This window comes from Actinomyces ruminis (assembly GCF_002154335.2).
Taxonomy (GTDB): Bacteria; Actinomycetota; Actinomycetes; order Actinomycetales; family Actinomycetaceae; genus Actinomyces; species Actinomyces ruminis.
The window spans coordinates 21,478-34,448 of the sequence record NZ_MTPX02000041.1 but is presented as its reverse complement, the minus strand read 5'-3'; the positions used below and the strand labels follow the sequence as shown (position 1 = coordinate 34,448).

Genomic DNA, 12,971 nt, shown 5'->3' with positions numbered 1-12,971 from the left:
TGACGCTGCAAGGAGCCCAACATGACCACTCGACGACGGCACCGAGCCTCCATGGCCGATGTCGCTGCTGCCGCAGGCGTTTCCGCTCAAACAGTCTCGCGGGTTTCCAATGACTACCCGGGCGTTACCGAAGCCACCCGCGAACGCGTACGCACCGCGATGAAGGACCTCGGATACCGCCCCAACGCAGCGGCACGGGCACTCAAGCGCGGCTCCTTCCACTCCATCGGCGTGGTCATGTTCGACATCGTGTCGACTGGGAACTTTTCGATCCTCGCCGCCGTAAACGATGCGGTCTCCGAGATCGGTTACACAACAGCCCTGTTCACTCCAAGGTCGCGCACAGGCGCTTCACTCGCCGGAGCGTTCAAGCGGCTCGATGAACTGAGCGTCGACGGTGCAATTCTCATGCTCGAGGCTTCACCGGAAGCCCCTGACTTCGTGGTTCCCGATTATGACAGCCTCGTAATTGTTGACTCTACGCTTGCGAACACCCATGCTGTTGTCGACACAGACCAATACGGCGCAACCCGCGAAGCGGTCGGTCACCTGCTCGCGCTTGGCCATCGCACAGTTCATCACCTCGCAGGACCGGCTGTTTCCTACTCAGCCGTACGGCGAGCTCGGGCGTGGCGTCGGACCCTCGTACAGGCGGGCCGCCGGGTAGCCGAGCCCGTTTACGGCGACTGGACGGCTGCCTCCGGATACGCGGCCGCGCGCACATTGCTGCGTGACCAAGACTGTACAGCGGTGTTTTGCGCGAACGACGAGATGGCGGTCGGGCTGATGCGCGCTGCCGCCGAGTTCGGGTTACGCGTGCCCGACGATATCTCCGTTGTCGGCTTTGACGACATCCCGCTGGCCGCGCAGTTGCCGGTGCCGTTGACGACTGTGCACCAGGACTTCGCAAGCGTCGGACGCACCGCCGTCGATCGGCTCATGCGAATCATCCGCACCGGCGAGACCGTACCCGGTGCAGATCTCCTGCCCGCGCACCTCGTCACACGGGCCTCGACCGCGGCGCCTCCCCACTGACCGGCGTTGTCGTGAACGCTATCAAGACAGACGTGCACCGGCACGAGGTCTGTGCCCTACACTCCGTAAATCCACTCACACTCGTTTTCCCGATAACAGCGTCTCACCTCGGAAGGGCAACGCTCGCCTCCGCCTGGTTCGCCGCCGCATCGAGCTTCATCTCGGCGCTGTGCTCGGCGGCAGTGATGCGGTAGGTGCCGCGGAAGCCGGACAGGCGCAGCCGTCCCTCGCGTCGGTGCGCACAGTCGTGGGCGGCGTCCACCACTGGCCCTTGACCAGGTCATGCAGGGCCGCGTAGCTGGGCTTCAGGGTGCCGTCGGCGCGGGCGAAGCCGACTGGGGCGCCCAGCCAGGCGCCGTCGTCGGTGAAGCCCAGTAGGTGATCGCCTCGACGGCGGGGTGGGAGGCGAGCGTGGTGTAGTGGCGGCGGATCTCGTCGGCCTGGCGCTCCTCGCCCTCCGGGGTGCTGGGCCACTGCGGGACCTGGTAGTCGTTCAGGTCCACGATCTCGGGCGGCATGAGGTGGCCGGAGACCAGCGTGGTCTCGGTGAAGTGCAGCGGCAGGCCGAAGCGGCTGAAGCGCTCGAGCACCTCATGGGTGCGCTCCTCGCCCCAGTAGCCCTGATGCATATGCGACTGCAGGCCGATCGCGTCGATCTTCACCCCGGCCTCCAGGCACTCCTCGATCAGCTGGGCGTACTTCTCGCTCATGTTGAAGTCGTTGAGCAGCAGGAAGGCGTCGGGGTTGGCGGCGCGGGCGGTCTCGAAGGCGAGCCGCACGATGCCCACGCGGCCGAGGCGCTGGGCAAGCGGGGTGATGGCGTTGTCCTCGGCGGTGAAAACGGGCATGATCACCACCTCGTTGATGGCGTCCCAGGTGTCCACCAGGCCACGGAAGCCGGCCGCGTCGCGGGTGATGCGGGCACGCAGGATGCGTTCGACCTCCTCCGGGTCGCGCCCCAGCAGCCACTTCGGCGCCATGGTGTGCCAGGCCAGCGGGTGCCCCTTGACGTCGGCCCCGTGAGCGCGGATCCAGCGGGCGGTGCCCACCAGGCGCTCGGTGTGCGGCTGTCCCTCCTCCGGCTCGAATGAGCGCCAGTAGAAGGGCAGGGTGGTGACGTTGAACAGGTCGAAGAAGCGGTCCGTCAAGGTCTCGGCCAGCTCGGGCCGGGCCCCGCCGAACAGGCTGTCCGCGTTGGACTCCTCCCCGTTGGCGACGGCGACGAAGTCGAAGCCGATGTTGCCGATCCCCAGCTCGTGCCGGGTCTGCTCGACGACGACGTCTGTGTCCGCCAGCGGCGCCCCGTCGGGCCCGGTGACGGCTATGACGCGCTCGGACAGGCGGTGGCGCATGGCTGGTGGGACGGTTACGGTACTTACGTGGTTCAAGGCTTGCTCCTGTGGTAGCGAGTCCGCGTGCACAGACTCATCGTGTGCGGAAACAGTGGTGGATTCGCAGTGGGGTCTTAGATCTGGCTCATGCCGCCGTCGATGACCAGCTCCGCGCCGGCCACGTAGGCGGAGTCCTCGGCGGCGAGGAAGACGATCGCGGCGGCGGTCTCATCGATCGAGGCGATGTGGCCCACGGGCACCATGCTCGTGATCCGGTCGATGGCCTCCTGCCCGCCGACGAAGGCGGCGAAGCCCTCGGACATGGTTGGTCCCGGGCTGGCCGTGTTGACCCGGATGCGTCGCTCACGCAGCTCGGCGGTGAATGTGCGCGCGAGCGAGCGCACGGCGGCCTTGGAGGCGTTGTATACCGAGTGTCCGGGGTCGCCGTTGGAGCCGGAGATGGAGGACAGCAGGACTACCCGCGCGCCGTCCCGTAGGAGGGGCAGGGCCTTGCGGACGGTGAAGTAGGCGCTCTTGACGTTCAGGTCCATGACCCGGTCGTAGGTGTCCTCGTCCATCTCGGCCAGCGGCCGGTCACCGCCGCCGCCCGCATTGGCGACGATGACGTCGAGCGGGCGCCCGAGGGCCGCGATACGCCCCATGAGGCGGTCGAGGTCCTCCATGCTCGAGGCATCGCCCTGGACGGTCAGGCAGTGCTCGCCGAGTTCCCGGCGCGCCCGAGCGAGCATGTCGCTGCGGCGTCCGGTTACGACGACGTCCGCGCCCTCCGCGATGAGGCGGCGCGCTACGCCGTAACCGATGCCGGCGGTGGCGCCGGTGACGAGCGCGAGTTGATTCTCGAATCTACGTTCCATCGTTTGTCCTTCTGTGAGATGTCGGGCTCGCCGGGAGTGCGGACGAGCATGGATTCGGAAGGGGGACAGCAGCCGGATGTCCCGCCCCGGCGACCGGGCGTCAACCACGCTCCCCGCGCGCGCCCGGGTACCAGTCCTCAAGCTGGTTCTCGGTCACCGCGATGAAGACGTCGTCCGGTCGAGCGCCCGCGGCCTCCAGGTGCCGTGCGACCGCCTGATGCATGGAGCGCTTCTGCTCGACTCCGTACATCCGCACCATGAGCACGCGCACGATGACAACGTCCTCACGCCGACCACCGAGATAGGTGGGGTGGGCGATGATCTGCTCCTTCGGCAGGGCGTGGATTACTTGGAAGCGGTCCTCCCGGTCCATTCCGAGGCCCTCGACAAGGCCCTCATGAATGGCGTCGGCGTACTTCCGGCGGGTCTCCTGGGACAGTGCGTCGGAGAGCTCGATAGTGACCAGTGGCATCAGGCCCACACCTCCTTGGCTGCGCGAACATTGCGTCCCCTCTGGATGGATTCCTCAATGGCCAGGGCGAGGTAGTGGTCCTGGCATGCCTCGGCAAGCGGGTAGGGCTCCGGGCCCTCACCGCGCGCCCACGCGCCGACCTCGAGGAGGAAGGAGGCGACAGCGATGTCGTCCTCCGAGAAGCGGCTTCCCGGCCAGGGATTGCGATAGACGATCTGCCCGTCGAAGGCGACGGCGGCGAGCTCGTTGCCTTCGAGGTTCATGTCGACTCCAAGCCGCCTATAGCTCAGAGGAGACGAGACGACGTCCTCATCTGTCAGGCGCACGACCTTGTCGTCGACAATCTCCCCCTTTTCGCCCCGCACCAGGATTCTCCGCGACAGCAGGGGGTTCCACCACTGGTTGTCGGTGAACAGGTACAGGCCGCAGCGTCCGTCGCCGAAGTCGAGCGTGGCGATGGTGGTGGCCGCCTCCTTGGGATGTGGATCGGACTCCCACCCGGAGAAGGACAGCGGATCGACCAGCGGCGCCGTGAACCGGTGCGCGTTGACCACTGCCTCCTCCATGCCGGCACCGAGGAAGCTCCTGATAAGGGACATCGAGTGGTACATATGGGTTGAGGCGACCTCCACGAAGGTCGGGCCCCAATCACACCCCGGTCCACGACGGCCTTGCGGCTTGCGTGGCCGGGCATGCGCAGGTATTGCTCTGCGACCTGGACGAGGCCCGTGGACCCGATGTCGTGCCATAGCGCCCGTAGCCCCTCCAGGTCCGGCGCCGGAGGGGTCTCGGCGAGGACCTTGACGCCGCGAGCGACGAGGTCGCGGACGACCTCGGGCATCGAGGACCAGGAGACGCAGGCGATGACGAACTCCGGATCGGTGGCTAGCAGATCCTCCACGGCGGAGACAACCGGGACGTCCCAGCCGTCGCGAATACGGGAGCGGGAGGACTCCGAGCGAGCCAGTACCCCGGTGCAGTTCAAGACTTCGGGGACTGTGGCGGCAATGCGGAGGAAGAACTCCGATCTCCACCCGGCCCCGATTACTGCGAAGCGGATGGGAGGCGATGATGTTGTCATACTGCTCGGCTTTCGTGTCAGCGGGCGAAGCAGCGCCCTGGGTGGATGTGACAATGAGGAGACCACTACTTGAGTGCGCCGGCCGCCATGCCCCGCTCGAAGTACTTCTGGGCGGACAGGTAGGCGATCACGGCCGGCACGGCCGTGATTACCGCGGCCGCGAGCACTCCGGTCTGGTCGTTGGTGTACTGGCTCGTGAAGAACGAGGGCAGGAGCGTGACCACCTGTTTGCCCGGATCATTGAGCATGAGCATCGGCAGAAGATATGAGTTCCAGGAGTTGATGAAGGTCAGTACGACGATCGTCGCGGCAATGGGCCGTGTCAGTGGAAGGATGACGTGGCGGAAGACCTGCAGGATGCTCGCTCCGTCGACTTTGCCCGCCTCCATGAGCTCGTTGGGGATGCCGCCCACGTAATTGCGGGCGAGCAGGACCGTGAAGGGCGTCTGCAGCGCCGCAAGAGGCAGAATGACCGCCGCATACTCGTTGTAGAGGTCGAATCGTGAGGCCATGACGAACAGCGGCGTGAGCAGGACGGCCTCGGGCATCGTCAGCGCCGCCAGCAGCGCCCAGAACCAGATCTCCTTGCCGCGGAACCTGAGCTTGGAGAAACCGAAGGCGGCGAGCATTGTGACCACGTAGACGATCACGACCACGCTGACGGCGATGATGGCGCTGTTCCTGAAGTAAGTCGGCACGACGCCGGTCGCGAAGACCTTCTGGTAGTTGCCGATGCCACGGCCCGCGAACGATCCCTGCACCATCGCCATCAGCGGGAGCAGGAAGGGGACGGTCAAGACCGTGGCTAGAGCCTGGATCAGAACCCTGGAGCGTCGGCTACGAGAGTCGAACATGTCAGCTCGCCCCCTTTCTGCTGCGGACGCTGGAGGAGACTCCGCCGACAATGGCGAGGACAAGCAGGATCACCGCGACGGCAGCCGCATATCCGAAGTGCTTCTCCTGCACCATGGTGTGGTAGATGTAAGTGCCGAGGAACTCGGTGCCGTGGTTCGGTCCGCCCTTGGTCACGAGGTAGGGCACGTCAAAGGTCTTCAGGGCGCCGATGAGGCCGAGAATGGCCAGCGCGCCGGTGGTTCCCCTGCACATCGGCCAGATGATCGAGCGCATGGTTCGCACGCCTCCGGCACCGTCGATCCTTGCGGCCTCGAGTATCTCGGAGTCTATCTGACTCATCGCCGCGTAGTAGAGGATGAAGGTCATGCCGGTCCACTGCCAGACGGTGACCACCATGACCACCCCCATCGCGGTGGACGGGGAGGCGAGCCAGGGCTGGCTCAGCCAGCCGAGCCCGACGTGCTGCAGGAGCCAGTTGAGCTGTCCATCGGCGTCGAAGATCTGACGGAAGACCGGGGCCATGGTCGCGGGGGCCAAGACGGTCGGCACGAAGATGATCACCTTGTACACCGCACCCAGGCGGACCCTGGAATGCAGCAGCGCCGCCAGAATGAACCCCACGGCCGTCTGCACGGTGAAGGTGATGATGAAGAAGTACAGGGTGTGCCACAGGGCTCCCCAGAAGACGTTGTCGCCGACGAGCTCGGCATAGTTCCCCGCACCTATGAAGTCGGGTGCGGAGAGGATGAAACCGTTCCAGTCAAGCGTGGAGACGAAGCCCGTGTACCCGATCGCGAAGTAGACGAGCCCGATGACCAGGACGGCCGCGGGCAGGATCCAGGGCAGGCCCCATGACTGCATGTCGAGGCCACGCCGCGCCGCGGCCTCGGTCCCGGTAGCACGCTTTGCCCGGGCGGGGCGTACGACCGTCATAGCGGTTCTCCACTCGTCGCTGCCGCGTCTTGGAGAGACCGCTGTGGAAGCAACTCAGGCATTGCGCTCACCTCTCCGAGTCCACAACCGCCTGTAGCGCGGACAGCACTTCCTCGATCGTGACCGTCCCCGCGATAAGGCCGATCAGACCGTCCCGGTAGGCGCTGTTGAGATCCGCGCTGACGTCGGCGAAACGCGTGACACTGCTGCCGCCGGCCTGCTCCGTGTACGTCTGCAGGGATTCCTTCTGCACCTCGGGGTCGACCAGGTCGATGGCGTCCCAGTCGGGGGTGACTCCCTCAAGCGCGGGGATGTCATTGAGAGTGTCGGCGATCGCCTGCTGACCGGCACTTGAGGCGGCCAGCCAGGTGACGAAGGTGGTGGCCGCGGCCTGCTGCTGAGACATGCCGCTGACGGCAACACCGTAATCCGCGTCACCGAAGTAGCCGCCGATATTGCCCGTGCCCGCGACGTCCGGGAAGTCGATCGGAAGGATCGTGAACGGCTCCGGGTTGGACACCCCGGCGGCCTCCATGGCCGCCACCATCGCGTCCTTGACCGCGTACTGCGTGTACCAGGACCCCATCATGATCATGGCGTACTTGCCGGACATGAACATGTTGTTGGCGTCAGGGTACTGCTGGAGCCCGATCGCACCATCCTGCATGATCCCCTCATCGAAGAGGCTCTGCCAAATCTCGAGGCCCTGGGTGAAGATCGGGTCGCTGAACGGGATCTCCCCCTTCGCAGCCGCCACATATGAGCCCGGCCTGATGTTCTCCATGATCGCCTCGAAGGTGTCCATGTCGAAGGCGTGCTGGCCGGCGCCCTGAACGAAGCCGCCGACGCCCGCCGCTCGGAAGGCCTCGCAGACCGACTTCCACTCGGCCAAAGTGGTCGGATGCTTGAGGCCGTGCTCGTCAAAGAGGTCCTGGTTGACCCACAGGCCGCCGGAGTACACGGCGCCGGCGGACAGGCCGACCAGCTTGTCGCCGACGGTGAGTCCGTCGACCCCGATCGAGGCGAGCCTGCTCTTCCAGTCGTCGCCCAGCGCCGCGGTCACCGCCTCCGTAAGGTCGATGGCGCCGGCTTCGAAGGTCTGGACTCCGCCGTTGGCAGAGCCAGGAGCGACGTTGAAGACGTCCGGTCCGTCCTTGGAGGTGATTGCGGGGCTGAGCACGGAGTCGTAGGAGTCGATCGGCTTGGAGACGAACTCGACGTGAATATCGGGGAACTCCTGGTTGAAGGCCTCGATGATCTTAGCCGCGTTGGCGGCGTCCGGCGTCCAGCCCCACCAGGTGATGTCACCGGCCGTGGCCGAGCCCTGTTGCTCCTGCCCGCCGCCGCACGCGCCGATGCCGGCAGCGATGGCGATAGCTGCGGCTAGACCGCCGAAGGATCGACGAGTCATGGGAAAGTTTCGCGAGTAGTGCATCATTGCACCTTCCTCCTAGCAAGCTCATTGTCCCCAAGAAGGGTTGCACACACCTTCGAGTGCCACGAAAGTTTCTTTTATCTTTCGTGGCTCGCTAATCTAGTTCCATCGGCTGGTCCTGTCAAGAGAGGAGCCCCGACGATGAGCCAGCGGGTCACAATCGCCTCCATCGCCCGGCAGGCCGGGGTCTCGGTCCCGACGGTCTCGAAAGTGCTCAACGGCCGCCCCGGCGTTTCAGAGACGACGCGCCGCGAGGTCGAGGCGCTCGCGTCGGCGCTCGGCTACAAGCCCCGCCACACCACCCGCCCGGCTCCGAGCCATCTGGTCGACTTCGTGATCTCCGGGCTCGACACGCAGTGGGCATCCGCGCTGCTCACCGGCGCCCAGGCCGAGGCCGCCCGCAGAGGAAAGGACCTCGTGGTCACCGCGACCCACGGATCTCCCGTCGGGGGAGCCCACTGGGTGGATCATCTGGTCACCCGCGGCTCCGCAGGAGTGGTCGTCGTCGTCTCGGAACTGCTCGAGGTGACCGAGCGCAAGATGCGCCAGCTGAAGATGCCGGTGGTCCTTCTCAACCCGTCAGGACACCAGCACCGTGACATCCCCACCGTCGCGGCCACGGACTGGGCGGGCTCACGGGACGCCACAGAGCACCTGGTCTCCCTCGGTCACCGCCGGATCGCCTACATCACCGGCCCGATGGACCTCGTCTCTCACCAGGACCGTCTTGACGCCTACCGCTCCGTCCTCAGCCGCCACCAGATACCCTACGACCCCGAGCTCGTCGTCACCGGCAACTCCCTGTTCGAGGGCGGCTACCGGCTCACTCCGCGGCTGCTCGCCCTGGACAACCCGCCTACGGCAATCCTCAACGGCTCAGATGAGCAGGCCTACGGCAGCTACCGGGCGATCAAGGACGCCGGCTTGGCAATCCCCGAAGACATCTCCGTCATCGGCTTCGACGACGTGGACCTGTGCCAGTGGGTCTCGCCCCCCATGACCACCGTCCACCAGCCCCTGATCGAGATGGCGCAGGAGGCCACGCGCATGGTCATCGATCTCTCCGAGGATCCGCACGCGCCGGCGCAGAACATCGAACTCGCCACGACCCTGGTCGTGCGTTCATCGACAGGGCCCGCGCCCCGCCACTGAGCGGAGCGGCATCAGACCGGACGGGAGCCGCCGCGCACTCGCCCGCGCCTGGACCCCCGTCACTCCTTGGCCGCCGCGGCGGCCATGGCGTCGACAATGCCCTGGGCGTCGCCCTTGCCCGCCAGCATGTCGACCACCGCGACGTTGAGCGCGTTGCCGACGTTCTGCCCCAGGGACGTGTCCAGCCACACCTGCGAGTAGGCGGCGTCGTTGCCCGCCTGCATGGCGTCGGCCAGGGGCCCCGCCGCAATCACCCCCTGGGCGTCCCGGTTGGCGGGCAGCATGTCGAAGGCCTCGGCGTAGGCCTCCTGGTTGTCCTTGGTCATGATGAAGTTGAGGAACTCGGCGCACAGCTCGGCCGGGGCCGTAGCAGAGCAGGAGTAGCCGTCAACGCCACCCATGATGGCGGTCGGGTCGCCCTCGCCGCCCTCAACGGCCGGGAAGGGGAACCAGCCCAGATCGGGCAGCGGCTGCTCATCCGGCGTCAGCGAGGCGATGACACCCACATCCCAGGTGCCCATGAGCTCCATGGCGGCCTGGTGGTTGGCCACCAGCCCCGCGGACGAACCCGCGCCCTGCTGGGCGGAGGTGGTCAGGAAGCCGCTGTTGAAGGGCTCGGTGCCGGCGAAGTCGGCCAGGTCGTCCCCGGCGTCGACCCAGCACTGGTCGGAGAACTCCAACTCCGCCAGCGACGACTCCAGCGTTTCCTGACTGCACTCGCGCAGCACGAACTGGTAGTACCAGTGGGCGGCCGGCCAGGCGTCCTTGGCGCCCAATGCGATTGGAGCAGTGCCGGACTCCTTCAGCTTGGCCACCGCGTCGGAAAGCTCCGCAATCGTCGTCGGCGTCTCGGTGATGCCGGCGGCGTCGAACAGCTCCTGCGAGTAATAGATCCCCTCCGGCTGGAAGGAGGTGGGCATCGCATACAAGGAGCCATCGATGGTGTAGGGCGCAAAGGTGCCCTCGGCCACCGATTCGCGCACCTCCGAGTCCACCAGATCCGTGATGTCGAGCAGCTGCCCCGCCTCAACCATGTCGGCCATCTTGCCGCCGCCGCGCTGGACGAAGAGGTCCGGGGCCTGCCCGCCGGCCAGCGCCGTCTGCAGCTTGCCGTCGATGTCCTCGTTGGAGATCGCCACCACATCGATGGTCACGCCTTCGTGGGCGGCCTCGAAGTCGGCAGTCACCTCCTCCCAGTACGCGGCCCAGGCGGGGGTGGTGGAGTTGTTCCAGAAGGTCAGCGTGACCTCCTCCCCACCGTCGGCCGAGTTCGCACCGCATGCGGTCAGCGCCAGCGAAGCAGCCAGCGCGGCGGCGGCTCCGAGGCGGCGTCCGCGCCCCGCAGATTGCTTCATCTTGGAAACCTCCGTAGTAGATCGCTTGTGACTGGCGGAAGCCGCAGCAGGGGCCCTCAGGCGGGCGTCACGGCTACCGGCGTGGTGAGCACCCGGCCCTCGCCGACCACGCGGCGCCGGCCGGTGATCTCGACGGCCAAACCCTCCAGCCGGTCCTCGCTGCTGGTGCCGACGGCGAGCAGGATCTGGCCGGGCTCGACGATGCGCCGGTGGTCGACGCCGGTGAAGGAGGTGCGGTCGGCGTGCACCGTGAAGGTCACGCGCTTGGACTCCCCCGCCTCCAGGTCCACCTTGGCGAAGCGATGAGGCTCTTCAGCGGGCGCACCACCTCGGCCACCGGGTCGGACAGGTACAGCTGGACCACCTCGGCGCCGGCGCGGTCGGAGGTGTTGGTGACCGTGACCGCGTACTCGACCTGGCCGTCTACGTCCGTCTGCGCGGCGGAGACGGCGGGATCGGTAAGGATGAAGGTCGAGTAGCTGAGCCCGTAGCCGAAGGGGTACAGCGGCGTGGGATCCAGGTTGGAGATGCCGTCGGCGTGCCAGGCGAGCGGAGCCGCCAGGTAGGTGCCCGGCTGGCCGCCGCGCCCGGCGGGGATGGCGACTGGCAGGTGCCCGGAGGGGTTGACGGCTCCGGTGAGCACGCCGGCAATGGCGTCGGCGCCCTCCACGCCCGGCATGAAGGCCTGCACGATGGCTGCGCAGCGGTCGGCGTACTCCCCCAGCGCATAGGGGCGCCCGGTGACCAGCACCAGCACGGTGGGCGTGCCGGTCGCCAGCACGGCCTCCAGCAGCTCCCCCTGGCGTCCGGGCAGGCCCAGGTCGACGACGTCGCAGCCCTCCCCCGAGGTGCCGCCGCCGAAGAGCCCGGCGATGTCGCCCAGGGTCACGACGGCGACCTCGGCGGCCGCGGCGGCCGCGACGGCGGCCTCGAAGTCCTCGGCGCGCCCGTCGATGAAGCCGACGCCCTGGTGGAAGGTGGCCTCGCCGGGGTGGGCGGCGCGCAGCGCCTCGGGCAGGTCGCGGATCTCCAGCCGGTGGTGCGGCCGCCGTCGCGGCTGAGCACGTGGTTGGGGAAGGAGTAGCAGCCCAGGAAGGAGCGCACGTCCTCCCATACCGGCCCGGACACGGCCAGGCGCGCCCCGGGCGCGAGCGGCAGCACGCCGTCGTTCTTCAGCAGGACCACCGACTCCTCGGCCATGGCGCGGGCCACCGCCCGGTTGCCGGGCGAGTCGAGGTCGCGCTGCGGGTCGACGCCGGAGGCCGGCTCCCAGTCGGCGTCGAGCAGGCCCAGCTCGGCCTTCTGGGTCAGCACCCGGCGCACGGCGGTGTCGAGTTCGGCCTCGGTGAGCAGACCGGCGTCCAGGGCGGCGCCGAGGTGGGAGTAGCAGGTGGTCTCCGGCAGCTCCACATCCAGCCCGGCGCGCACCGCCAGCGCGGCGGCGTGCGCGTAGTCCCCGGCCACGTGGTGCATGGCCTCGAGGAAGCGCACCGACCAGTAGTCGGAGACCACGGTGCCCGCGAAGCCCCAGCGCTCCCGCAGCACCTCGGTGAGCAGGTGGCGGGATGCGGCCACCGGTTCGCCGTCGATGTCGGAGTATGAGTTCATCACGCCGGCGACGCCGCCCTCGCGCACCGCCATCTCGAAGGGCGGCAGCATGACGTCCTCGAGCTCGCGCACGCCCATGGACACCGGAGCGTGGTTGCGGCCCGCCTTCGAGGCCGGGTAGGCGACGAAGTGCTTGAGGGTGGCGTGCACGCCCTGGGCCTGCAGGCCGCGCACGTAAGCGGTGCCGAGCGTGCCCACGAGGTAGGGGTCCTCACCGCAGGTCTCCTCCACGCGGCCCCACCGGTAGTCGCGCACGACGTCGAGCAGCGGCGCCAGGCCCTGGTGCACGCCGACGGCATGCAGGTCGGCGCCGATGCACCCGGCCATCCGCTCCACGAGCGCGGGCCGCCAGGTGGCGCCCCAGGCGATGGCGGCGGGGTAGACGGTCGCGCCCAGGGCGGTGAACCCGGTCAGGCACTCCTCGTGGGCGATGGCCGGGATGCCGAAGGCGTTGCGGGAGACCACGTCGCGCTGGAGGCGCTCCAGCTTGGCCGCCCCCTCTGCGACGCTGATCGGATCGGTTCCGTAGACGCGGGTCAGATGCCCCAGCCCGCCGTCTGTGCTCTTCTCCCAGCCCTGGCGCCCGACCTTGAACGCGTCCTCCATGGGGGCGACCTGGTGAGCGGGGTCGGATGCGTCCGCGTCGCCGTCGTGCTCGCCGGTGCCGGCCGGCTCCGGTGCGGGCACGTCCGCCTCCTCGTCGCGCTCCCAGAAGGAGGCGAGCTGGTGGATCTTCTCCTCGCGGCTCATGGCGGCCAGGAGGGCGTCGACACGCCGGCCGACGGGCAACGATGGGTCGTTCCAGGTGTTCACGGTTGACTCCGATTGCGGTTGAGGTA

General features: G+C 67.7%; 14 protein-coding genes and 1 pseudogene. 2 read left to right on the top strand and 13 right to left on the bottom strand.

Annotated features, from left to right (window positions below; genetic code table 11):
- Positions 1-51: 51 nt before the first annotated feature.
- Entirely contained in the window at positions 52-1,035 is a 984-nt protein-coding gene (locus tag BW737_RS07195) for a LacI family DNA-binding transcriptional regulator (protein WP_257210594.1), read from the top strand.
- A 103-nt stretch (positions 1,036-1,138) separates the two neighbouring features.
- On the opposite strand, the gene BW737_RS16855 is transcribed toward BW737_RS07195, so the two are convergent.
- The 9 genes and pseudogenes from BW737_RS16855 to BW737_RS07160 all read right to left on the bottom strand — a co-directional run bounded on the left by BW737_RS16855 (position 1,139) and on the right by BW737_RS07160 (position 8,020).
- The gene (locus BW737_RS16855) at positions 1,139-1,297 is read right to left on the bottom strand and encodes a hypothetical protein (protein WP_218961843.1); all 159 of its coding nucleotides are present in this window, start codon (positions 1,295-1,297) and stop codon (positions 1,139-1,141) included.
- A 43-nt stretch (positions 1,298-1,340) separates the two neighbouring features.
- Positions 1,341-2,423 (bottom strand): endo-1,4-beta-xylanase, encoded by a 1,083-nt coding sequence (locus tag BW737_RS07190; protein ID WP_218961842.1) that lies wholly within the window; start codon positions 2,421-2,423, stop codon positions 1,341-1,343.
- Positions 2,424-2,500: 77 nt separating this feature from the next.
- The gene (locus BW737_RS07185) at positions 2,501-3,241 is read right to left on the bottom strand and encodes an SDR family NAD(P)-dependent oxidoreductase (protein WP_086614128.1); all 741 of its coding nucleotides are present in this window, start codon (positions 3,239-3,241) and stop codon (positions 2,501-2,503) included.
- Positions 3,242-3,341: 100 nt separating this feature from the next.
- Entirely contained in the window at positions 3,342-3,713 is a 372-nt protein-coding gene (locus BW737_RS07180) for a tautomerase family protein (protein WP_143233317.1), read from the bottom strand.
- Positions 3,713-4,312, bottom strand: a complete 600-nt coding sequence (locus BW737_RS18090; protein ID WP_257210593.1) for a hypothetical protein — start codon at positions 4,310-4,312, stop codon at positions 3,713-3,715. The genes BW737_RS07180 and BW737_RS18090 overlap by 1 nt, the downstream gene beginning before the upstream one ends.
- Before the next feature lie 137 nt (positions 4,313-4,449).
- A pseudogene (locus BW737_RS19895) lies at positions 4,450-4,794 on the bottom strand (Gfo/Idh/MocA family oxidoreductase); the annotation flags it as partial.
- A 65-nt stretch (positions 4,795-4,859) separates the two neighbouring features.
- Positions 4,860-5,648, bottom strand: coding sequence for a carbohydrate ABC transporter permease (locus BW737_RS07170; protein WP_086614130.1), 789 nt, complete (start codon positions 5,646-5,648; stop codon positions 4,860-4,862).
- A 1-nt stretch (position 5,649) separates the two neighbouring features.
- A complete protein-coding gene (locus tag BW737_RS07165; protein WP_218121289.1) occupies positions 5,650-6,582 on the bottom strand; it encodes a carbohydrate ABC transporter permease in 933 nt (310 codons plus the stop codon).
- Between the two features lie 67 nt (positions 6,583-6,649).
- Entirely contained in the window at positions 6,650-8,020 is a 1,371-nt protein-coding gene (locus BW737_RS07160) for an ABC transporter substrate-binding protein (protein ID WP_086614131.1), read from the bottom strand.
- A 138-nt stretch (positions 8,021-8,158) separates the two neighbouring features.
- Between BW737_RS07160 and BW737_RS07155 the strand changes: the two genes are divergently transcribed.
- Positions 8,159-9,169, top strand: coding sequence for a LacI family DNA-binding transcriptional regulator (locus BW737_RS07155; RefSeq protein WP_086614132.1), 1,011 nt, complete (start codon positions 8,159-8,161; stop codon positions 9,167-9,169).
- 59 nt (positions 9,170-9,228) lie between these two features.
- Here the strand turns inward: BW737_RS07155 and BW737_RS07150 are convergent, their stop codons facing one another.
- The 4 genes from BW737_RS07150 to BW737_RS16840 are packed head-to-tail and all read right to left on the bottom strand — an operon-like array spanning position 9,229 to position 12,945.
- Positions 9,229-10,524: an ABC transporter substrate-binding protein gene (locus BW737_RS07150; protein ID WP_086614133.1), complete on the bottom strand. Its 1,296-nt coding sequence runs from the start codon at positions 10,522-10,524 to the stop codon at positions 9,229-9,231.
- Positions 10,525-10,580: 56 nt separating this feature from the next.
- Positions 10,581-10,814 carry a fibronectin type III-like domain-contianing protein gene (locus BW737_RS18085; protein WP_257210592.1) on the bottom strand — a complete coding sequence of 78 codons (234 nt, stop codon included), beginning with the start codon at positions 10,812-10,814 and terminating at the stop codon, positions 10,581-10,583.
- Positions 10,781-11,479, bottom strand: coding sequence for a glycoside hydrolase family 3 C-terminal domain-containing protein (locus BW737_RS18080; RefSeq protein WP_257210618.1), 699 nt, complete (start codon positions 11,477-11,479; stop codon positions 10,781-10,783). The genes BW737_RS18085 and BW737_RS18080 overlap by 34 nt, the downstream gene beginning before the upstream one ends.
- The gene (locus BW737_RS16840; RefSeq protein WP_218961839.1) at positions 11,410-12,945 is read right to left on the bottom strand and encodes a glycoside hydrolase family 3 protein; all 1,536 of its coding nucleotides are present in this window, start codon (positions 12,943-12,945) and stop codon (positions 11,410-11,412) included. Before BW737_RS16840 ends, BW737_RS18080 begins: the two co-directional genes overlap by 70 nt.
- Positions 12,946-12,971 lie beyond the last annotated feature (26 nt).

Coding starts and splice junctions, on each gene's coding strand:
- BW737_RS18090 (WP_257210593.1), bottom strand. CDS start 4,312: ATGTCCCTTATCAGGAGCTTCCTCGGTGCCGGCATGGAGGAGGCAGTG.
- BW737_RS07180 (WP_143233317.1), bottom strand. CDS start 3,713: ATGCCACTGGTCACTATCGAGCTCTCCGACGCACTGTCCCAGGAGACC.
- BW737_RS07160 (WP_086614131.1), bottom strand. CDS start 8,020: ATGATGCACTACTCGCGAAACTTTCCCATGACTCGTCGATCCTTCGGC.
- BW737_RS07170 (WP_086614130.1), bottom strand. CDS start 5,648: ATGTTCGACTCTCGTAGCCGACGCTCCAGGGTTCTGATCCAGGCTCTA.
- BW737_RS07195 (WP_257210594.1), top strand. CDS start 52: ATGGCCGATGTCGCTGCTGCCGCAGGCGTTTCCGCTCAAACAGTCTCG.
- BW737_RS07155 (WP_086614132.1), top strand. CDS start 8,159: ATGAGCCAGCGGGTCACAATCGCCTCCATCGCCCGGCAGGCCGGGGTC.
- BW737_RS07150 (WP_086614133.1), bottom strand. CDS start 10,524: ATGAAGCAATCTGCGGGGCGCGGACGCCGCCTCGGAGCCGCCGCCGCG.
- BW737_RS07185 (WP_086614128.1), bottom strand. CDS start 3,241: ATGGAACGTAGATTCGAGAATCAACTCGCGCTCGTCACCGGCGCCACC.
- BW737_RS07165 (WP_218121289.1), bottom strand. CDS start 6,582: ATGACGGTCGTACGCCCCGCCCGGGCAAAGCGTGCTACCGGGACCGAG.